This window comes from Gemmatimonadaceae bacterium (assembly GCA_020852815.1).
Classification (GTDB): Bacteria; Gemmatimonadota; Gemmatimonadetes; order Gemmatimonadales; family Gemmatimonadaceae; genus SCN-70-22.
In genome coordinates, this window is record JADZAN010000001.1 from 61,309 (window position 1) to 81,241 (window position 19,933).

Annotated in this window: 22 protein-coding genes; all 22 read right to left on the reverse strand. The window is 68.2% G+C overall.

All coding sequences use genetic code 11. From position 1 onward, the window contains the following. The gene (locus tag IT359_00285; GenBank protein MCC6927398.1) at positions 1 to 1,674 is read right to left on the reverse strand and encodes a CTP synthase; all 1,674 of its coding nucleotides are present in this window, start codon (positions 1,672 to 1,674) and stop codon (positions 1 to 3) included. Next, positions 1,674 to 2,486 (reverse strand): 3-deoxy-manno-octulosonate cytidylyltransferase, encoded by an 813-nt coding sequence (kdsB, locus tag IT359_00290; GenBank protein ID MCC6927399.1) that lies wholly within the window; start codon positions 2,484 to 2,486, stop codon positions 1,674 to 1,676. The genes IT359_00285 and kdsB overlap by 1 nt, the downstream gene beginning before the upstream one ends. Positions 2,487 to 2,540: 54 nt before the next feature. Continuing rightward, the gene (locus IT359_00295) at positions 2,541 to 3,644 is read right to left on the reverse strand and encodes a membrane dipeptidase (protein MCC6927400.1); all 1,104 of its coding nucleotides are present in this window, start codon (positions 3,642 to 3,644) and stop codon (positions 2,541 to 2,543) included. Positions 3,645 to 3,736: 92 nt separating this feature from the next. Next, positions 3,737 to 4,339 carry an aminodeoxychorismate/anthranilate synthase component II gene (locus IT359_00300; protein ID MCC6927401.1) on the reverse strand — a complete coding sequence of 201 codons (603 nt, stop codon included), beginning with the start codon at positions 4,337 to 4,339 and terminating at the stop codon, positions 3,737 to 3,739. An 87-nt stretch (positions 4,340 to 4,426) separates the two neighbouring features. After that, positions 4,427 to 5,347 carry a site-specific tyrosine recombinase XerD gene (gene xerD / locus IT359_00305; protein MCC6927402.1) on the reverse strand — a complete coding sequence of 307 codons (921 nt, stop codon included), beginning with the start codon at positions 5,345 to 5,347 and terminating at the stop codon, positions 4,427 to 4,429. 5 nt (positions 5,348 to 5,352) lie between these two features. Further along, on the reverse strand, positions 5,353 to 5,982 hold the full coding sequence (locus IT359_00310) for a DedA family protein (GenBank protein MCC6927403.1): 630 nt from the start codon (positions 5,980 to 5,982) through the stop codon (positions 5,353 to 5,355). A 7-nt stretch (positions 5,983 to 5,989) separates the two neighbouring features. Next, positions 5,990 to 6,481: a 2-C-methyl-D-erythritol 2,4-cyclodiphosphate synthase gene (ispF, locus tag IT359_00315; GenBank protein ID MCC6927404.1), complete on the reverse strand. Its 492-nt coding sequence runs from the start codon at positions 6,479 to 6,481 to the stop codon at positions 5,990 to 5,992. After that, on the reverse strand, positions 6,481 to 7,518 hold the full coding sequence (gene mqnC / locus IT359_00320; protein ID MCC6927405.1) for a dehypoxanthine futalosine cyclase: 1,038 nt from the start codon (positions 7,516 to 7,518) through the stop codon (positions 6,481 to 6,483). The genes ispF and mqnC overlap by 1 nt, the downstream gene beginning before the upstream one ends. A 27-nt stretch (positions 7,519 to 7,545) precedes the next feature. Beyond that, on the reverse strand, positions 7,546 to 9,105 hold the full coding sequence (locus IT359_00325; protein MCC6927406.1) for a PAS domain S-box protein: 1,560 nt from the start codon (positions 9,103 to 9,105) through the stop codon (positions 7,546 to 7,548). Further along, positions 9,106 to 9,954 (reverse strand): menaquinone biosynthesis protein, encoded by an 849-nt coding sequence (locus tag IT359_00330; protein MCC6927407.1) that lies wholly within the window; start codon positions 9,952 to 9,954, stop codon positions 9,106 to 9,108. 1 nt (position 9,955) lies between these two features. Beyond that, a complete protein-coding gene (mqnE, locus tag IT359_00335) occupies positions 9,956 to 11,179 on the reverse strand; it encodes an aminofutalosine synthase MqnE (GenBank protein MCC6927408.1) in 1,224 nt (407 codons plus the stop codon). Between the two features lie 12 nt (positions 11,180 to 11,191). Next, a complete protein-coding gene (gene fabF, locus IT359_00340; protein MCC6927409.1) occupies positions 11,192 to 12,433 on the reverse strand; it encodes a beta-ketoacyl-ACP synthase II in 1,242 nt (413 codons plus the stop codon). Then, entirely contained in the window at positions 12,433 to 12,672 is a 240-nt protein-coding gene (locus IT359_00345) for an acyl carrier protein (protein ID MCC6927410.1), read from the reverse strand. Before IT359_00345 ends, fabF begins: the two co-directional genes overlap by 1 nt. A gap of 68 nt (positions 12,673 to 12,740) precedes the next feature. Beyond that, positions 12,741 to 13,472, reverse strand: coding sequence for a 3-oxoacyl-[acyl-carrier-protein] reductase (fabG, locus tag IT359_00350; GenBank protein MCC6927411.1), 732 nt, complete (start codon positions 13,470 to 13,472; stop codon positions 12,741 to 12,743). A gap of 5 nt (positions 13,473 to 13,477) precedes the next feature. Beyond that, a complete protein-coding gene (gene fabD / locus IT359_00355; GenBank protein ID MCC6927412.1) occupies positions 13,478 to 14,422 on the reverse strand; it encodes an ACP S-malonyltransferase in 945 nt (314 codons plus the stop codon). 6 nt (positions 14,423 to 14,428) lie between these two features. Further along, positions 14,429 to 15,418 (reverse strand): ketoacyl-ACP synthase III, encoded by a 990-nt coding sequence (locus IT359_00360; protein MCC6927413.1) that lies wholly within the window; start codon positions 15,416 to 15,418, stop codon positions 14,429 to 14,431. Next, positions 15,415 to 16,443 carry a phosphate acyltransferase PlsX gene (plsX, locus tag IT359_00365; protein MCC6927414.1) on the reverse strand — a complete coding sequence of 343 codons (1,029 nt, stop codon included), beginning with the start codon at positions 16,441 to 16,443 and terminating at the stop codon, positions 15,415 to 15,417. Before plsX ends, IT359_00360 begins: the two co-directional genes overlap by 4 nt. A gap of 2 nt (positions 16,444 to 16,445) precedes the next feature. Further along, the gene (gene rpmF, locus IT359_00370; GenBank protein MCC6927415.1) at positions 16,446 to 16,628 is read right to left on the reverse strand and encodes a 50S ribosomal protein L32; all 183 of its coding nucleotides are present in this window, start codon (positions 16,626 to 16,628) and stop codon (positions 16,446 to 16,448) included. Positions 16,629 to 16,658: 30 nt separating this feature from the next. Then, positions 16,659 to 17,114 (reverse strand): DUF177 domain-containing protein, encoded by a 456-nt coding sequence (locus IT359_00375; protein ID MCC6927416.1) that lies wholly within the window; start codon positions 17,112 to 17,114, stop codon positions 16,659 to 16,661. A 177-nt stretch (positions 17,115 to 17,291) separates the two neighbouring features. After that, positions 17,292 to 17,711 (reverse strand): nucleoside-diphosphate kinase, encoded by a 420-nt coding sequence (gene ndk / locus IT359_00380; protein MCC6927417.1) that lies wholly within the window; start codon positions 17,709 to 17,711, stop codon positions 17,292 to 17,294. A 147-nt stretch (positions 17,712 to 17,858) separates the two neighbouring features. Next, entirely contained in the window at positions 17,859 to 18,731 is an 873-nt protein-coding gene (gene sucD, locus IT359_00385) for a succinate--CoA ligase subunit alpha (protein ID MCC6927418.1), read from the reverse strand. Then, positions 18,728 to 19,873 (reverse strand): ADP-forming succinate--CoA ligase subunit beta, encoded by a 1,146-nt coding sequence (gene sucC / locus IT359_00390; protein ID MCC6927419.1) that lies wholly within the window; start codon positions 19,871 to 19,873, stop codon positions 18,728 to 18,730. The genes sucD and sucC overlap by 4 nt, the downstream gene beginning before the upstream one ends. Positions 19,874 to 19,933 lie beyond the last annotated feature (60 nt).

Sequence of the window (19,933 nt, forward strand, 5' to 3'; positions counted from 1 at the left end):
TCAGTCCGCCGCCTCCACGAGGGACTTCGCCGTCGTCGTGCGCGCCTCGGCACGGCGGCGCGTGGCCGACGCGGCGACGAAGGCGGCAAAGAGCGGGTGCGGCCGCGTGGGGCGGGATTGCAGTTCCGGGTGGAACTGGCAGCCGACAAACCACGGATGGTCGGTGAGTTCCACGATCTCGACCAGCGACCCGTCAGGTGAAAGTCCGCTGAGCTTCATCCCATGCTCGATGAAGGCCTCGCGATACGAGTTCGACACCTCGTAGCGATGACGATGCCGTTCGCTGACTTCCGGGACGCCGTAGACCTCGGCCGCCTTGGTGCCGCGCGCCAGGCGGCACGGGTAGGCGCCCAGGCGCATCGTCCCCCCCATGTCGGTGACGTGCTTCTGCTCCTCCATCATCGCGATGACGGGGTGCTCGCACTCGGGGGCAAACTCACTGGAGTGCGAGTCGGCGAGGTTGAGCACGTCGCGCGCGAACTCGATGATCGCCACCTGCATCCCGAGGCAGATGCCGAAGAACGGGATGCGCAACTCGCGCGCGGCGCGAATCGCCTCGACCATCCCTTCCACGCCGCGGACGCCGAACCCGCCGGGGACGAGCAGGCCGTGGTAGTCGCGCAGGATCTCGCGCGCCTTCTCCGTGCTCGTGAACAGGTCGCTCGACGTCCAGGCGATATCGACGCCCACGTCGTTGGCAATCCCGCCGTGGATGAGCGCTTCCTGCACGCTCTTGTAGCTGTCGACGAACTGCGTGTACTTCCCCACCACGGCAATGCGCACCCGGTCGCGCGGCTGCACGACGCGATGCACCATGGCCCGCCACGCCGAGAGGTCGGGGGCGCGCCCGACGAGGTTGAGGCGCTCCATCACGCGCTCGTCGAGCCCCTGCTCCGAGAACTCCAGCGGGATCTGGTAGATCGTGGACACGTCGCGGCTCTCGATGACGTTGCCGAACTCCACGTTGCAGAAGAGCGCGATCTTGCGCTTGATGTCCTCGCTGAGCGGACGTTCGGTGCGGCAAATGAGCACGTCGGGCTGGATGCCCAGCTCCATGAGCTCGCGCACCGAGTGCTGCGTGGGCTTGGTCTTCACCTCGCCCGCTGCGGCGATGTAGGGTACGAGCGTGAGGTGGATGAACATCGCGTTCTGCTTTCCCACCTCCTGGCGGAACTGCCGGATGGCCTCGAGGAACGGCTGCGACTCGATGTCGCCCACCGTCCCGCCGATCTCGACGATCACGACGTCGTTCCCCGGTGCCAGGCGCTTGATGTGCGACTTGATCTCGTCGGAGATGTGCGGGATGACCTGCACGGTGGAGCCCAGGTACTCGCCGCGCCGTTCCTTCGTGATGACGTTGAGGTAGATGCGCCCCGTCGTCACGTTGTTGAGCTGCGACAGCGAGCGGTCGATGAAGCGCTCGTAGTGCCCCAGGTCCAGGTCGGTCTCGGCCCCGTCGTCGGTGACGTAGACCTCGCCGTGCTGGAAGGGCGACATGGTCCCCGGGTCCACGTTGAGGTACGGGTCGAACTTCATGATCGACACGCGCAACCCGCGCTCGACGAGGAGCCGCCCCAGCGACGCCGCGGCGATGCCCTTGCCTAACGACGACACCACGCCGCCGGTGACGAAGATGAAGCGCGTGGCCTGGTTGGGAGTCGGGGGAGTGGTCATCAGCGCCGTCCGGCGTAAAGGTCATGCCACCGCGCGTTGGCCCGGTGGAGGTCGTCTTCGGTATCCACGCCGCCCGGAGGCGGCTCGTCGATGGTCGCCACGCCCATCGCCATCCCGGCGGCGAGCGGACGCAACTGCTCGAGTCGTTCCACTCGCTCCAGCGGATGCTCGGGAAGCGACACCCACGCCGCGAGCGCATCCCGCGTGTAGGCATAGATCCCCAGGTGCTGGCGCACGAGCGACGCGCGAAGCGCCGAGTCGGCGGCGTCAGCGGCGTCCCGCAGGTGCGGAATGGGCGAGCGCGAGAAGTAGAGCGCTCGCCCATCGTCGCCTGCCACCACCTTCACCGCATGCGGCGAATCGAGGATCGCCTCGTTGGCCACGGCGCACGCGGTTCCCAGCGGGAATCGCTCGACGGCCACCATTGCCAGGGCACCACGCACCGCGGCTTCCGAGACGAATGGTTCGTCGCCCTGCACGTTGAGGATCACGTCGTGCAGCGCATACTCCGGCCGTGCCGCGACCTCGGCGATCCGATCAGTTCCCGAGCGATGCGTCGCCGCGGTGAGTACCGCGGTTCCACCGGCCTGTCGAACGGCCTCGGCAATCTCCTGCGCGTCGGTCGCGACGACCACGGTTGGTGCCACCTGCATGGCGACGACGCGCTCCCAAACGCGAACGATGAGCGGGCGTCCACCCAGCAGGCGGAGGGGCTTCCGCGGGAGGCGGGTCGCCCCGAGTCGCGCCGGAATGACGGCGAGGACTCCAGCGACGGTGGAGGAGGCGGGGGCGGCCGAGTTCGCAAAAGGCACGCCACCCAAGTTAATCCGCGCGATACCGCTTTTCCAACCGCGATGCGTCGCCCCCTATCGCGACGGCAGGAGTTCGCCCAGCAGTCGCAGCGCGTTCTCCCCCATCACCTTCCTCACCTGCTCGTCCGACAGCCCCGCGTCGCGCAGCGCCGCCGCCACCAGGCCCATCCCGCTGGCGTCGAACGGCTCGGCGGTGCTCCCATCGAAGTCAGACCCGAGGGCAATGTGGTCCTCCCCGGCGACCCGCATCGCGTAAGCGACCGCCCGGGCAAAGGACGCCGCCGTGGGCTCGCATATGGCGCCGTCCCAGTAGCCGATCCCCACCACCCCGCCGCCGGCGGCGATGCGCCGCAGCTGGTCGTCGGTGAGGTTGCGCGGCCCCGGGCAGGTGCCCTGCACCCCGCCGTGCGAGACGACGATCGGACGGCGCGTCGTGGCGAGGATGTCGTCCACGAGGCGCGGCGAGGCGTGCGCGACGTCGATCACCAGCCCTAACGAGTCCATCCGCGCGACCACCTGCCGGCCGAAGGGCGTAAGCCCCCCCTGCTCCACCCCATGCGCCGACCCGCCCACCTCGTTGTCGAAGAAGTGGGTGAAGCCAAACATGCGAAAGCCGTCGGCGGCGAGCGAGTCGAGGAAGTCGAGGCGCCCCTCGAGCGGATGCAACCCCTCCGTGGCGAGGAGCGCGCCGATGGCGGGGCGACCGCGCCGGCGCAGGGCGAGGAGTGCCGCGAGCTCTTCGCGGGATGTCACCAGGCGCAACGCCGAGTCGCCGCGCGCCGCGCTGCGCGCCACCGCATCCCTGAGCCGCCTCGCCTGCCAGCGCGCGCGACCGAAGACCGAGAACCAGGCGCGAACCGGGTACCGCTCGGCAATGGCGAGGATCGTGATGTTGTCCGTCGTTGCGGTATTGCGCTCGTAGTTGATACCGCGCGGCGTCTTGGTCACCACGGAGAACACCTGCAGGGCGACATGTCCGTCCTGGAGGCGCGGGACGTCGACGTGCCCGTAGTCATGCCGCTCGAGCAGGTCGCGCGGCCACAGCAGGGCGTCGGCGTGGAGGTCGACCACGTCAAGCGTGCGCAGGAGCGACTCTGCCGCCGGTGGGGCCGTGTACGGCGCAGGGGCCAGCAGCGTGTTCATGGAGCGGTCGGCCATGGCCGCGCCGCGCGTGAAGAAGACCACCAGCCCGGCCGCGACGACGGCGGCAAGGGCGAGGAGCAGCTTGCGGGTCACGGGCGTGAGGAGGGTCAGGCCGCGCGCGCGCGCGCGTGAAAGGCGTCGGCCATCGCGAGGAAGTTGCGCAGCATCTCCTTGCCACCCTGCGTCAGGATCGACTCGGGATGGAACTGCACCCCCCACACCGGGTGCGAGCGGTGGCGCAGGGCGTGGATCTCGTCAGGCAGGTCGGCGGCGTGCGCCACGACGTCGAGCGTGTCGGGGAGCGAGACCCGCTCCACGATCAACGAGTGGTAGCGCATCACACGGAGCGGCGACGGGAGCCCCTGAAAGAGCCCGCTCCCCTCGTGCACCACCTCCGACACCTTGCCGTGCATCACGCGCGAGGCGCGCACCACGCGACCGCCGTACGCCTCGCCGATCGCCTGGTGCCCGAGACAAACTCCCAGCAGCGGCGTGGTGGCGCCCAGGGCACGGATCACGGGGACGCTGATCCCCGCCTCGTGTGGCGTGCACGGCCCTGGCGAGATCACGATGGCCCGCGGCGACATCGCGCGCACCGCATCGACCGTGAGCGCGTCGTTGCGGTGCACCACCGGCGACGCCCCCAGTTCACCGAAGTACTGGACCAGGTTGTACGTGAAGGAGTCGTAGTTGTCGATGACGAGGAGCACGAGGACGATTGGCGAAAGGAGGAGGCAGCGCGTGTTGCGTCCGCTCTGGCGTGCGCGCTGGTCTGCGCGCGGGCGTGCGCCGACGCTTCACCCACGCGGATGATACTGCCGGTGAACGGTGCGCAGATAGTCGCGGTTGACGTGCGTGTAGATCTGCGTCGTGGAGATGTCCGCGTGCCCCAGCATGTCCTGCACCGCCCGCAGGTCGGCCCCGCCCTCCAGCAGGTGCGTCGCAAAGGAATGGCGCAGCGTGTGGGGCGATACGTGTTTCTCGATGCCGGCGCCCTCCACGTGCTTGCGAAGGATCTTCCACGCCCCCATGCGCGACAGCGCCTGGCCACGCGCATTGAGGAAGAGGATCCCCTTCCCGCTCCCCCGCTCGAGCCGCGGGCGCAACTCGCGCAGGTACAGGTCGATCGCGCCAACCGCCGAGCGTCCCACGGGAACCAGTCGTTCCTTGGCGCCCTTGCCGAAGACGCGCACCAACCCCTCGTCGAGGAGGACGTCCTTCACCTGCAGCCCGATCCACTCGCTCACGCGGAGCCCCGCCCCGTAGGCCAGTTCGAGCATCGCCCGGTCGCGAAAGAACATCGCATCGTCGATCAGCGGCGCCCCCAGCAACCGGTCGACTTCTTCCACCGAGAGGACGTCGGGGAGGTCGCGCCAGCGCTTGGGCATCTCCAGACGGTCGCTGGGATCGCTGGCAACGACCCCTTCGCCCAGCAGAAAGCGAAAGTACGTCCGCACCCCCGACACGTTGCGCCGGATGGACGATGGCGAGAGCCCCAGGTCCTTGAGGTGGTAGACGAAGTCGCGCAGCAGTCGCGCGTCGAGTGCACCGGGAGCACGCACCCCCTTGGTGACGGCGAAGATGGCGAGGCGCGCCACGTCGCGTCCGTACGCGTCGCGCGTGCGCTCCGACGAGCCCTGCTCGAGCGAGAGGAAGTCGTCGAAGCGCTCCAGGTAGAAGGCGCGCGCCACGTCATCGGGCGTCAGCGGCTCGCCCATCGCCGTTACTCCTCCCCCGCGCCGCCCTTTCGGCGCCGCGCGACGTACCAGGCGCCCAGCGCCACGACGACGACCACTCCCGCCACCACCCCCGACCAGCGTCCGAGCCGCCCAACCTGGCGCGCCAGCAGCTCCCAGTTGCTCCCCGCGGTGAAAGCGAGCCAGGTGATTGCCCCGTACCAGATGGCCGAGGCGGCGGAAATCGCGATGGCCAGCCCCGGCAGCGGGAAGTGCAGCGCGCCAGACATGGGCGGGACGAGGGCGCGCACGCCGGGAAGGAATCGGCTCACGAAGAAGGCGAGAGCGCCGTAGCGCTCATGCCAGGCGGCAAGGCGAGCCTCATTTCGCCCTCCCGGCGCCACATGGAAGCGCCGCGCAATCCAGGCGCGTCCCAGCCTCCGTCCCGCCACGTACATGGCCAGCGCCCCCGCCACGTTGCCGAGCCAGACGGCGAGGAAGGCCGGCCACGGCGAAGCCTGGTTGCGGGCGGCCAGAAACCCGCCGAACGCCACCAGCACGTCGGCCGGAATGGGTGGGAAGATGTTCTCGACCGCGGCCAGCGCCGCCATGGCGGCCAGGAGCGTGGCCGGATGGAGCGCCGAGAGCCAGTCCAGCAGCGATTGCAGCTGCAGCACGGCGCGCTCAGCCAGCGGCGGTGGCGCGCGCGGAACCGAGCGTCGCAACTGCGACGCAGGCCAGTCCCTCGCCGCGCCCGATCCACCCCATCCCCTCGTTCGTCTTCCCCTTCACGCTGACCGCGCCCAGCTCCAGCTGCAACACCGCCGACAGGCGCTCGCGGATGCGCAGGCGGTGCGGGCCGATCCGCGGACGCTCGGCAATCACCGTCACGTCGATGTTGGTCAGCGTGAAGCCCAGCGCACGCACGCGATCGTACGCCGCCAGCAGCATCTCCACCGAATCCCTGCCGCGGTTCGCGGGATCGGTGTCGGCAAACATCTCGCCGATGTCGCCCGCGCCCGCGGCGCCGAGGATGGCGTCGGTGAGCGCGTGGCAGATCGCATCGCCGTCGGAGTGCCCCACGAGGACCACATCCGACGGAACGTCGACGCCCCCGAGGCGCATGGGGCCTCCGGGGGCGAAGCGGTGCGAGTCGTAGCCGATTCCCGTGCGCATCAGGCGGCGACCGGCGTCTCCTGCGGGATGAGCGAGTAGTCCTGGCGCCGGCGCGCTGGGGTGAAGCCGGCGTCGCGAATGAGGCGCTCCAACTCGTCCGTGGTGGTGCGGTACGTCGTGTTGGCCGCCGACACCACGTTCTCCTCGATCATGAGCGAGCCAAAATCGTTGCAGCCGAACGAGAGCGCGAGCTGCCCGATCTTCATCCCCATCGTCACCCAGCTGGCCTGCAGGTTGGGGACGTTGTCCAGCACCATCCGCGCAATGGCGACGGTGCGCAGGTACTCCGTCGCATCGGTCTTTTGCATGTGCGACATCTGCGGCGTGTTCTCCGGCTGCAACGGCCAGGTGATGAAGGCGGTGAAGCCGTTGGTGCGCGCCTGCACCGCGCGCACGCGCTGCAGGTGCTCCAGGCGCTCCGCCAGCGTCTCGCCGATCCCGTACATCATGGTGACCGAGGTCTTCATTCCCTCGTTATGCGCCAGCTCCATGATCTCCAGCCAGCGGTCGGCCCCGGCCTTCTTGGGGGCGACGATGTCGCGCACGCGCTGGACCAGGATCTCGCCACCCCCGCCCGGGATGGAGTCGAGCCCCGCCTGTTGCAGCTCACGGATGACGTCGACCGCCTCCATCCGGAACGTCTTGGCAAAGAAGTCCACCTCGCTCGGACTGAAGCCGTGGACGTGGATGGGATGGTGACGCTTGATGTAGCGCAGCAGGTCCAGGTACCACTCGAAGGGGATGTACGGGTTGTGCCCCCCCTGGATGAGGATCTGCACCCCGCCCAGCGCCTTCGTCTCCTCGATCTTCTCCCCGATCTGCTCGAACGAGAGCGTGTACCCTTCCCCGTGCTTGGGACGACGGTAGAAGGCGCAGAAGCCGCAGTCGGCCACGCAGACGTTGGTGTAGTTGATGTTCCGGTCCACGATGAACGTGACCGTGTCGTGCGGATGCTTCTCGCGCCGGATCCGGTCAGCCTCGTGGCCGAGTTCGAGGAGCGGGGCGTTGGTGTAGAAGTCGAGGAGGTCGCGCGTCATGCCCGCAAAGCTATCCATGTGCACGGGTCATCCACCAGCGATGGCCCGGTGCACCGCCTGCGCCAACACTTCGGCCCCCACCGGCTTCTGCAGCACCTCCGAGATCCCCCCGTCGGCCAGCGCTTGCGGGGCGAAATCGCCAATGAAGCCCGACAGGACGAGAATCGGCACCGTGACCCCGGCCGCGCGCACCGCCGCCGCAAACTCGAGTCCCGTCATTCCCGGCATCAGGTAATCGGTCACGATCGCCGCGAAGGCCTCGGACGACCCCTGCCGCGCATTGAGGGCAACCAGCGCCTCACGCGGATCGGCGCACCCCATCACGCGGTACCCCATCCGCTCCAACTGTCGCTCCCCGATCTTCACCAACGTCGACTCGTCATCGACATAGAGCAGCCACTCGCCATTGCCCCGCGGGACGGCATCGCTCGCCGACAGGTCCTGGCCCGCATCCTCCTCGATGGCCGGAAAGAGGCAGTGCACGATTGTCCCCACCCCGGGCGACGATTCCATCTCGATCACCCCTTCGTGGTCGTGCACGATACCGTGCACCAGGGCGAGCCCGAGCCCGCTTCCCGTGCCGACAGGCTTGGTCGTGAAGAAGGGCTCGAACGCCTTGAGCCGCGTCGCCTCATCCATGCCGTGACCGTTGTCGCGAACGGTCAGGCGAAGGTACCGCCCTTCGCGCGCCGCGGCGCGTGAGCGCGCCAGGCTGTCGTGCAGGTACACCTCGTCCAGGGCGATGATGAGCGTGCCGCCGTCGGGCATGGCCTGCGCCGAGTTCGTGGCCAGGTTCATCACGACCTGCTGCAGCGATGTAGCGTCGCCGCGCATGCGCCGCCGCATGGGGAGCAGCGTCAACTCGATGCGGACGTTGGGCGGGAGCGAGGCGCGCAGCAGGCGCGCCGAGTGCGCCATCGTGTCACCCAGGTCGAGCGGGGACATCTTCACCGATTGTCGCCGGCTGAAGCGCAGGATGCGCTCGACCAGCTCGCGCCCCCGATGCGCCGCGGTGAGCAGGTCGCGCACGTCCTCCTCGACCTGGGGCCGGTCGCCAACGGCCCGCAGCACCAACTCGCCCAGCCCCACGATGGAGGCGAGGACGTTGTTGAAGTCGTGCGCCACCCCGCCGGCGAGCGTGCCGAGTGCTTCCATCTTCTGCGACTGCCGCAGCTGCGCCTCGAGCCAGTCGCGCTCCCGGGCGGCGGCGAGTCGCTCCGTGATGTCCACGATGGAAGCAACGACGAAGATTCCATCCTCGGTCGCGACTGGGGTGAGCCCGATCTCGACCGGGAACTCGCTCCCGTCGGCGCGTCGCGCGCTCAGCTCACGGCCTGCCCCCATGCGTCGCGCCGTCGGATCCGTCACGAAGTCGTCGCGAAGGGCTGGATGCGCGCCGCGCGAGCGCTCGGGAAGGAGCAACTCCACGCTCTGGCCATACATCGCCTCGCGTGCGTACCCGAACAGGCGCTCGACCTCGGCGTTCACGAGCACGATTCGACCGCGGTGATCGACCATCAGCAAGCCAATCGGCGACGACTCGACCACGGCGCGCAGCTGCTGCGCCGTGTATGGGGTGTGGGGCATCTAGGCCGCGGGGAGAAAGGCCAGGGTCCCGTTCGGCACACGTCCCGCGGCCACGAGGCGGCGGAAGAACTCGGTGAGCCCGGCCAGGTGTTCGTACCCGAGCCCGTAGTCGAGCCCCGCGAAGTACTCGACGCAGGCGGCACGGGCCACCCCGGTGGCGCGCGCCGCCTGGTCGGCCAGCTCATCGAGATGCTGCAGCCCCCAGTCGCGGGAGCGGATGAGCGATGCGTGCGCGCCTAACGACTCGGTGACCGGCGTGGTGCGCAGCGCAACCCAGACGGCGAAGACGAACGGGAGCCCGGTCCAGCGCTTCCACTCCGCCCCCAGGTCGTAGACGTACGGGTACGAGGCGAACGACTCGCCGCCGCGCCACTGGCGCGCGTTGTCCAGGATGAGCGCCGCATCGCCAATGACCAGTCGGGCCTCGTGCTCCTCCTCGGCGAAGCGCGTGATGTCGGCCAACTCGCTGTTGCCGGGGACGAACTCGGGGCGCGCATGCCAGACGTGCTCGAAGAGCAGCTCGAGGAGCGCGACGCTCGTCATCGAGCTGCGCGAGACGATCACGCGGTGCCCGTTGAGTTCCGCCGCGGGGCGCTGGCTGAACAGCATCACGCTGCGCACCGGGCCGTCGCAGGAGATGGCGAGGTCCGGCAGCAACAGGTAGCGCCTGGAGTCGCGCGCGTACTCGACGGCCGAGACCACGCTCACGTCGAGCGTCCCCGCCGCCATCTGCTGGTTGAGTGCACTGGGGATCCCGTCGATGAGTTCCCCGTCGAGGCTCACGATCCCGCGATCAATCGCCCCATAGACCGGGTAGCAGTTGATGTACGGGATGCGGCCGATGCGCATGTCAGGCGGCGTGCGCGTCGCTGACGGCGCTGGTAGCGCTGGCGGCGCTGTCAACGCGCGGGGTTTCGTTGCCGCCTTCGCTGCCGTCGTCGAAGCGTCGCAGGATCCGGTAGAACGAATCGCGCTCGGCTGGCGTCTTCTTCGCCCCGCGAATGAGGCGCAGCAGATCGTCGAGCGACATGCCTTGCGGCGTCGTGGCGCCCACGGCGTGGTAGATCTTCTCCCGCACCACGGTCCCTTCCAGGTCGTTCACCCCGAAGTGCAGCGCCACCTGCGAGAGGAAGGGGGTGACCATGATCCAGTGTGTCTTGATGTGCGCGAAGTTGTCGAGGTACAGCCGCCCAACGGCCAGCATCTTGAGGTCGTCGTAGCCGGTCGTCCCCCGTCCGCGCCGGCCGAGCTGCTCGCCCAGGGCGTTGTCGTCGGGATGATAGGCCAGCGGGATGTAGGCCAGGAAGCCGCCGGTTTCGTCTTGCAGCTCGCGGAGCATGCGCAGGTGCTCGACGCGATCCTCCAGCGTCTCCACGTGCCCGTACAGCATTGTGCAGTTGGAGCGGATCCCGAGCTGGTGCGCGGCGCGATGGACGCCGATATAGTCGGCGCCGCCCAGCTTCCGGTCGGCGATCCGTTCGCGCACCGCCGCGCTGAAGGTCTCCGCCCCCCCGCCCGGCAGCGTGTCCAGCCCCGCCTCGCGCAGCGCCGACAGCACGTCGTGCCAGCTCATCTTCTCGATGCGCGCCAGGTGGGCGATCTCGACCGCGGTCAGCGCCTTGATGTGCACATGCGGCAGCTCGCGCTTGAGCATGCGGAACATCTCGGTGTAGTACGCCAGCCCGGCCTTCATGTCGAGCCCGCCCACGATGTGGAACTCGCGCGTGAGGCCGTTGCGCGCCAGCTCCGCCTCGGCCATCACCTGCTCCATCGTGTAGCGGTACGCCCCATCCTCCTTGGGAAGGCGCGCGAAGCCGCAGAAGACGCACGTCTTGCGCAGCACGCAGACGTTGGTGGGGTTGATGTGCTGGTTGGAGGCGAACGTCACCACGTCGCCGTGGCGCGCGCGGTTCACCGCATCGGCCATGTGCCCCACGCCGAGCAGGTCGGACGTGCGATACAGCGCGAGCGCGTCCTCCTCGTTCAGCCGTTCGCCAGCTGCAACCTTGTCGGCGATCGGCCACAGCGCCGGATCGCGGATGGCATCGCGCGGGACTTCCACCGCCTGGGGCACGACTGGGCTCGCTTACTCGGCGTAGCGCCGGACCGCCAGGGCCACGTTGTGGCCGCCGAAGCCCGACGAGTTGCTGATGGCCACGTCCACCGTGCGCTCCACGGCGACGTTAGGCGTGACGTTGAGGTCGCACTCGGGATCGTGCTCGAACTGGTTGATCGTCGGCGGGACGGTCCCGTGGACGATGGCCAGCGTGCTGACGATGAACTCCACCGCACCGGCGGCGCCCAGCATGTGTCCCGTCATGCTCTTGGTCGAGCTGACGTTGAGCGCGTCGGCGTGTGTCCCGAACACCGCGCGAATGCCGCGGATCTCGTTGGAGTCGTTGAGCGGGGTGGAGGTGCCGTGCGCGTTCACGTACTGCACCTGCTCCGCCCCCAGGCCGCCGTCCTTGAGGGCGCGGCGCATGGCGCGCTGCAACCCCTCGTGGTCCTCCGGCTGCCCGGTGATGTGATAGGCATCGCCCGTGGCGCCGTACCCGCTCACCTCGCCGTAGATGCGGGCGCCACGACGGCGCGCGTGCTCCAGTTCCTCCAACACGACAATGCCGGCGCCTTCGCCCATCACGAAGCCGTCACGTCCCTTGTCGAACGGGCGCGACGCGGTGGCCGGGTCGTCGTTACGCTCGGAGAGCGCCGTCATGTTGGCGAAACCGCCAATCGACATCGGCGTCACCGCCGCCTCGGCACCGCCGGCGATGATGATGTCGGCGTCGCCGTGCTGGATGGCACGAAACGCCTCGCCGATCGCGTGCGCGCTCGATGCGCAGGCCGACACGGTGCCGTAGTTCGGTCCCTTGGCGCCGAAGCGCATCGAGACGATCCCGGCGGCCATGTCGGAGATGAACATCGGGATGAAGAACGGGGAGATCTTGCTTGGCCCCCGCTCCCGATACACGTCGTGCTGTTCCTCGAACACGCGGATGCCGCCGATCCCGGAGCCGATGATGACGCCCGTGTCCTCGGGAACGAAGCCTCCCTCGGACAAACCGGCGTCCTGCATCGCCTGCACCGCCGCCGCCAGCGCGTATTGCGCGTAGACGTCGTTGCGCTTGGCTTCCTTCCGGTCCATGTACAGCCCGGGATCGAACCCCTTCACCTCACAGGCAAAGCGCACCTTGAAGTGCGTGGCGTCGAAGCGGGTGATCGGTCCAGCGCCCGACGTGCCCGCGACCAGCGCGCGCCACGTCGTCGCCACATCGTTGCCGACCGGCGTGATGGCCCCGAGGCCCGTGACGACGACTCGACGCCGCATTACGCGCTGACCTTCTCCTTCAGGTAGCCCAGGGCATCACCGACCGTGCGCAGCTTCTCGGCGTCCTCGTCCGGGATGTCGATGTTGAATTCCTTCTCGAACTCCATGACGAGTTCGACGATGTCGAGGCTGTCCGCGCCAAGGTCCTCGATGAAGCTGGCCTCGTTCGTGAGCTTCTCGCGCTCGACGCCCAACTCCTTCTCGATGATGTCTTTGACCTTCTCGCTCAGGTCGGCCATGACCGGGTCCTCTGGGTAAGTGCGTTGATGGTGGTGGGACGGGAAAAGATAAGCGAAGTGCGTGTGGGTTACATCACCAGCCCGCCGTCGACCACGAGGACCTGCCCCGTGATGTAGGCGGCCCGGTCCGAGGCCAGGAAGGTGACCACGCTGGCGATGTCGTCCGGGCTCCCCAGTCGTTCCAGCGGGATCTGGGCGCTCATCGCCGTGCGCGCCTCGGGTGTCATCGCCGCCGTCATGTCGGTTTCGATGAAGCCGGGGGCGACCACGTTGGCCAGGACGCCGCGCGAGGCAAACTCCCTGGCCACCGACTTGGTGAGCCCGATGAGCCCCGCCTTGCTCGCGGCATAGTTGCTCTGCCCCTTGTTGCCGATGATGCCGACGACGCTGGCGATGTTGATGATGCGCCCCCAGCGCTTCTTCATCATCCCGCGCACCGCGGCGCGGGTGGTGGCGAAGGCACTGCGCAGGTTGGCGTCGATCACCGTGTCCCAGTCGTCGTCCTTGAGACGCAGCATGATGTTGTCGCGCGTGAGGCCGGCGTTGTTGACGAGGATGTCGATCCCGCCGAATGCCTTCTCCACCGCGTCGACCAGCACATTCACCTGCGCCACGTCGCTGACGTCACAGGCAAAGCCCTGAGCGCCGTTCCCCACCTCGGCGGCCACCGCGTCGGCCCGCGCCTGGTCGCGTCCCACGATCGCCACGCGGGCGCCGGCGTCGCGCAGCGACTGCGCAATGGCGCGCCCGATGCCGCGCGTGCTCCCCGTCACCAGCGCGCTCTTTCCCGTTAGGTCGATCTGCATCACGCCACCCTGGCAAGGAGTTGTTCCACGTCGGCCGCCGTTCCGCAGGGCGCGGTGGCGACGGTCGGGGCGATCTTCCTGACCAATCCGGCAAGGACCGTCCCCGGCCCCAACTCGACGAAGAGTGCGTCGGGATGGGCCGCCGCGAGTCGCTCGACCAGCTCCGTCCAGCGAACCGGCGCCGTCAGCTGCTCGAGGCAGAGACGCTCGGCCGACGGCGCGTCGCCCACCACGTCGGCGGTGACGTTCGCATACACGGGCACGAGCGGCGCGACGAAGCCGGCGGCGGCAATCGCCTGCTGCAAGCCATCGCGCGCCGGGCGCATGAGGGGCGAGTGGAAGGCGCCGCTCACGTTGAGGCGCATGGCGCGCTTGGCGCCGGCCGCCTTGCACAGCGCCATCGCCGCCTCGACACCGGCCACCTCACCGGAGATCACGACCTGTCCCGGGGCGTTGTAGTTGGCGGGGACCACCTCGCCGCCGTCGGGAGCGGCGCTGGCGCGCCGGCAGATCTCGTCGACCGACTCGGTCATGTCGCCAAGAATTGCCGCCATCGCCCCGGGGCGCGCCACGCCGGTCTCGGCCATCAGGCGCCCGCGCTCGCGTACGAGGCGCACCGCGGCCGGGAGCGTCAGCGACCCGGCGGCGTGGTAGGCGGTGAACTCGCCTAACGAATGCCCGGCGGCGGCGCGCACCTTCCCGGCCAGCGCGCTCGCCACCACGGCCCACGCGGCCGCGCCGTGCGTCAACAGCGCGGGCTGCGCGTTGGCCGTCAGCGTGAGCGTCTCGGCCGGCCCGTCGAAGCACAACGTTGACAGCGACTCGCCCAGTGCCTCGTCGGCAGCTGCAAACACTTCACGCGCGCGCGGAAAGGCGTCCACGAGCTCCTTTCCCATCCCCGGCTTCTGCGATCCCTGGCCGGGAAACAGCAGGACGACATCCATAAGACCCTAGAAGCGGATAACCAGCGAGGCCCAGGTAAAGCCCGCGCCAAAGGCGACGAGCAGGACGTTCATCCCCTCCGTGATGCGCCCGCTCTGCATCGCTTCCTCGAGCGCGATGGGGACAGACGCCGAGGAGGTATTCCCGTAGCGGTCCACGTTCACGTAGACCTTCTCCATCGGGATCCCGGCATGCTTGGCCGTTGCCTCGATGATGCGGATGTTGGCCTGGTGCGGGATCATCACGTCGATCTCCGCTCCCGTGAGCCTGGCCCGATCCAGCGCGTGGTCGGCCGCTTCGGACATCGAGCGCACCGCGTGCTTGAAGACCTCGCGCCCCTCCATCTTCACGTAGAACGAGCGGTCGTCGAGTACGTGCTGGTCGAACGGGTGCGCCGCACCGCCGGCGGGGCGATACAGGAGTTCCGCCAGACGCCCGTCGGTACGCATGAAGCTCGACAGGATTCCCTTCGTTCCGTCGGACTTCTTGAGCACGGCGGCCCCCGACCCGTCCCCAAACAAGACGCACGTCGAGCGATCCTTCCAGTCGACGATGGTGGTGAGCTTCTCGGTCCCGATCACCAGCGCCGTCTCGGCGCTCCCGGCCTGCATGAGCCCTTCGGCGACGATCAGGCCGTAGAGGAACGACGAACATGCCGCCATCACGTCGAAGGCTGCGGCGCGCGTGGCCCCCAGCTCCGCCTGCACATCGACCGCGGTGGACGGGAGGAGCCGATCGGGCGAGGCCGTGCCCAGCACGATGAGGTCGAGCTCTCCCGCCGTGACGCCGGCGCGCTCCATGGCCACGCGTGAGGCCGCAGATGCCATGGTGCGGTTGGTCTCGGCGGCGGCGGCCACGTGTCGTTCGCGGATGCCCGTGCGCTGGACGATCCACTCGTCGTCGGTCTGCAGCCCGAGCTCGGCGAACTCCGCGTTCTTCATGACCCGCGGCGGCGCGTACTTGCCGACGCCGGCGAGGTAGGCAATGGGGCGCTTCACGCGGCGCTGCCCGCCTGCTCGTTCTCCGTCAGGCGCCGTCCGATGTGATCATTCATGCGGGTCTCCACCGCCCGCAACGCCACCTTGATCGCGCTCGTGATGGCTCGCGGGTTCGACTTGCCATGCGAGATGATGGACACGCCCTTCACGCCGAGCAGCGGCGCGCCCCCGTGCTCCGAATAATCGAGGTGCTTGAACGTCGCCGCCAGCTGCTCCTTGGAGAGACCCGCGCTGCGGGCGACCATGTTGATCAGCGTGGGGGCGATTGCCTCGTAGAACTTGAGGAGCGCGTTGCCGACAAAGCCGTCGCAGACCACGACGTCGATGGCGCCACGATCGCTGCGCCCCAGGGGGATGTCGCGCCCCTCCACGTTCCCGTGGAAGTTGAGCCCCGAGCGCAGGAGGAGCTGATGTGCTTCCTTCACCGCGACGTTCCCCTTTTCCGGTTCCTCGCCAATGCTCAGCAGCCCGATGGACGGGTTGGTGCGCCCCAGCATGTCCTCGGCGTACACGGCACCCAGCCGGGCAAACTGCACGAGTTCCTGCGGGGAGCAATCGACGTTGGCCCCGGAATCGAGGACGACGACCGACTGCGCGGCGGTGGGGAAGACCGTGCTGATGGCTGGGCGGGAGAGCCCGGGGTGCAGCCGGAGGATGAGCGTCGAGATGGCCATCTGCGCCCCCGTATTGCCGGCGGAGACGAAGGCCTCGGACTCTCCATCGACCTGGAGCTTGAGCCCGACGTGCATCGAGCTGTTCGGCTTGCCGCGAATGACCGCCGATGGCTTCTCCCCCATCTCGATGATGTCCGAGGCTTCGATGATGTCGAGGCGATCGGCGTGGGGGGCCATCCCCGCATGGGCGCCCGAGAGCGCCTCGTCGAGCGCCCGTCGGATGACCGACGGGATGCCGACGAGTTGGAGGCGGTGCGAGGGATCGAGTTCGGCGAGGGCCAGGAGCGCCCCCGCGACGGGTGCGGAGGGGGCGAAGTCGCCCCCCATCGCGTCAAGCGCGATGCGCGCCAAGGTTACGCTTCCTGCGCTTCGACTCGCTGCTCACCCGCGTAGTACCCGCACTCCGCGCAGACGCGATGCGGGCGCTTCATGCTCCCGCAGCGCGGGCAGCTCTGGATGGCGATCGCCGGGGCGACCTTGTGCGTGTTGCGCGCGCGCTTCCGGCGCTTGGAGGTACGTCGCTTGGGGACGGCCATGGGACTATCGTCTCGAAGAAAGTGATCCGCCTAACGTGCCGACTCGTCCAGCGAGCGCAGCGCATCCCAGCGGGGATCTTGCACCTGGGCGCAGCGGCACGCCCCGGCGTTCAGGTCGGCGCCGCATTGCGGACACAACCCCTTGCAGTCCTCCTTGCACACCACGAGCGCGGGGACGGCCAGCAGCCATTCCTCACGGATCGCGGGGCGAAGGTCCAGGTCGTGTTCGCGGGCGTCGATGGGGTACACATCGGGGTCGTCCTCGTCCTCGCCCCCCGACTCGGCGAACAGCACGTGCACGTCCTCCGCCACCGGCGTCTCCACGTCGACCAGGCACCGACGGCAGGAGTCGCGCGCGACCCCCGACAAGTGCCCGCTGAAGTAGAACCGTTCCGACCCCGCGCTCGACAGGCGCCCCGTCACGTGCACTCCGTGGACGGGACGCGCGTCGCCTTCGAGCCAGACCGGATCGTTACCGGGAAGCACGCCATCGACGCGGGCCGCCTGGCTTTCCAAGGTTCGAAGGTCAAAGGACAGCATAGCCCGGCAATTTAGACTTGCCGGGCTAGCGTATCAAGTGGCGATGTTTTTTGGACTTACGCCCCTCGCACCACCCCTCCCACCACCCCCCGGCGAGCGCGATCGACCCAGAGCGCCCACCGACTACAGAATGTCCGACTCGGCGAAGAAGAAGCGCGACTCGCGCGAGGCGTTCTCGTCCGAATCCGACGCGTGAATCGCGTTCCGTTCCTTCGATTCGGCATAGAGCTTCCGAACCGTCCCTGCCGCCGCCTCCGCCGGGTCGGTCGCCCCGATCACCTTGCGCAGTTCCGCCACCGCATCACCCCGCTCCAGCACGATCGGCATGCACTTCCCCGACGTCATGAACGTCACGAGCGACCGGAAGAACGGGCGCTCGCGGTGCACGCCATAGAACTCTTCGGCCTGCGCCGTCGACAGGTGCATCACCCGGGCGGCGACGACCGTGAATCCCGCCCCCTCGAGGTGGGCGACGATCTTCCCGGCCTTCCCGACCGCAAAGGCGTCAGGCTTCACGATGGTCAGCGTACGATTTCCAGCCATTGATAAACTCCGTTTATAGAAGACGAGAGGGCGAGAAGACGAGAAGCTTGCCCCAGCGAAGGCTGGGGACGAGGTAGTAACCCCACTTAGGGCTGAGAACGCGCCCCTCCCTCGTCTTCTCGTCTTCTCGTCCTCTGTGAACTGCCCCTATTTGAGACGCGCTTTCACGAGTTCCACGAAGTCGATCGGGCGCTTGGCGACGCCCATCCCCGCGTCCTGGAACGATTGGATCTTCTCGGCGGCCGTACCGGCCGAACCCGAGATGATGGCGCCGGCGTGCCCCATGCGACGCCCCGGCGGGGCCGTCTGCCCGGCGATGAAGCCGACCACCGGCTTGGTCATGTGCTCCTTCACGAACCGGGCGGCGTCCTGCTCGTCCGTTCCCCCGATCTCCCCCATCATGCAGACCACCTTGGTCGCCGGATCGGCTTCGAAGGCGGCCAGCGTGTCGATGAAGTTGGTCCCGTTGATCGGGTCACCGCCGATCCCGACGCACGTCGTCTGGCCAATGCCGGCACGCGTGAGTTGGTAGACGATCTCGTAGGTCAGCGTCCCTGAACGGGAGACGACGCCCACCGGTCCGGGGGCGCAGATGCGTCCGGGGATGATGCCGACCTTCGATTCCCCGGGCGAGATGAGCCCCGGGCAGTTCGGGCCAAGGAGACGAACGCCCTTCTCCGTCACGTACGGATAGACGCGCGTCATGTCGAGGACGGGGACGCCCTCGGTGATGGCAACGATGAACTGGACGCCGGCATCGGCCGCCTCGATGATCGCGTCGGCGGCGAACATCGGCGGGACGTAGATGACGGACGTGTTCGCCCCCGTGGCCTGCACGGCGTCGGCAACCGTGTTGTAGACCGGTACGGTTCCCTCGAACTTCTGTCCGCCCTTGCCCGGCGTGACGCCGGCAACGATGCGGGTCCCGTACTCGATCATCTGCTTCGTGTGGAACGATCCATCACGTCCCGTGATCCCCTGCACGACGACGGTCGTGTCCTTTCCGATGAAGACGCTCACGCGGCCTGTCCTCCGGTGGCGAGTTCGACGGCCTTCTTCACCGCTTCGTCCATGTCGCTGGACGCGGAGAAACCATTCTCGGTCAGGATCTTCATCGCGATCTCTTCGTTGGTGCCAGTGAGGCGGATGACGATCGGCACCTTGAGCGGGTTCTCCTTGGTCGCCGTCACGATGCCGTTGGCCACGTCATCGGTGCGCGTGATGCCGCCAAAGATGTTGAACAGGATCGCCTTCACGTTCTGGTCGGCGGTGATGATGCGCAGTGCATTCACCACCTTTTCCGGGTTGGAGCTGCCGCCGATGTCGAGGAAGTTGGCGGGCTCGCCGCCGTAGTACTTCACCAGGTCCATCGTCGCCATCGCGAGCCCCGCCCCGTTCACCACGCACCCCACGTTGCCGTCGAGCTTGATGAAGGTGAGGTTCGCGTTGCGCGCCTGCACTTCGCTGGGCGCCTCGGCCGTCTCGTCGCGCAGCGCCGCGATGGCGGGGCGGCGATCGAGTTCGTTGTCGTCGATCACCATCTTGGCGTCGAGCGCAATGACCTCGCCGGCCGGCGTCACCACGAGCGGATTGATCTCGGCGAGCGAGCAGCCGCTCTGCATGAAAGCGGTGTAGAGCTGCTGCATGATCTTCGCCGCCGCACGCGCCTTGGCGAGGTCGTCATACAGGAAGAAACCCAGGCGCATGGCCTGGAACGGCATCAGGCCGTAGCGCGTGTCGATGGGGAGCTTGAGGATCTTTTCCGGGGTCGATGCGGCGACTTCCTCGATGTCGATTCCGCCGGCGGGGCTCACCATGAAGACCGGCTTCTTGCTCGCGCGGTCGAGGATGATCCCGACGTATGCTTCGGTCGCGATGTCGGAGGCCTCGGTCACCAGGACCTTCTCCACCGTGAGCCCCTTGATCTGCATGCCGAGGATCGCCTGCGCCTTCTCGCGCGCCTCCTCGGGCGTCTTGGCGAGCTTCACGCCACCGGCCTTGCCGCGACCGCCCGCGTGCACCTGCGCCTTGACGACCACCATCTTGCCAATGCGGCGGGCGATGGCCTCGGCCTCGTCAGGCGTCGTGGCGATCTCACCGGGTGGAATCGGCGTGCCGATCCCCCGCAGGATCTCCTTCGCCTGGTATTCGTGAATGTTCACGCGATCTCCAACGAGCTAAAGAGTGGCTGGACGACAAAAAGACGAGAAGACGAGGGGAAG

Coding starts and splice junctions, on each gene's coding strand:
- IT359_00285 (MCC6927398.1), bottom strand. CDS start 1,674: ATGACCACTCCCCCGACTCCCAACCAGGCCACGCGCTTCATCTTCGTC.
- IT359_00295 (MCC6927400.1), bottom strand. CDS start 3,644: ATGGCCGACCGCTCCATGAACACGCTGCTGGCCCCTGCGCCGTACACG.
- xerD (MCC6927402.1), bottom strand. CDS start 5,347: ATGGGCGAGCCGCTGACGCCCGATGACGTGGCGCGCGCCTTCTACCTG.
- ispF (MCC6927404.1), bottom strand. CDS start 6,481: ATGCGCACGGGAATCGGCTACGACTCGCACCGCTTCGCCCCCGGAGGC.
- mqnC (MCC6927405.1), bottom strand. CDS start 7,518: ATGACGCGCGACCTCCTCGACTTCTACACCAACGCCCCGCTCCTCGAA.
- IT359_00325 (MCC6927406.1), bottom strand. CDS start 9,105: ATGCCCCACACCCCATACACGGCGCAGCAGCTGCGCGCCGTGGTCGAG.
- IT359_00330 (MCC6927407.1), bottom strand. CDS start 9,954: ATGCGCATCGGCCGCATCCCGTACATCAACTGCTACCCGGTCTATGGG.
- fabF (MCC6927409.1), bottom strand. CDS start 12,433: ATGCGGCGTCGAGTCGTCGTCACGGGCCTCGGGGCCATCACGCCGGTC.
- IT359_00345 (MCC6927410.1), bottom strand. CDS start 12,672: ATGGCCGACCTGAGCGAGAAGGTCAAAGACATCATCGAGAAGGAGTTG.
- fabD (MCC6927412.1), bottom strand. CDS start 14,422: ATGGATGTCGTCCTGCTGTTTCCCGGCCAGGGATCGCAGAAGCCGGGG.
- rpmF (MCC6927415.1), bottom strand. CDS start 16,628: ATGGCCGTCCCCAAGCGACGTACCTCCAAGCGCCGGAAGCGCGCGCGC.
- ndk (MCC6927417.1), bottom strand. CDS start 17,711: ATGGCTGGAAATCGTACGCTGACCATCGTGAAGCCTGACGCCTTTGCG.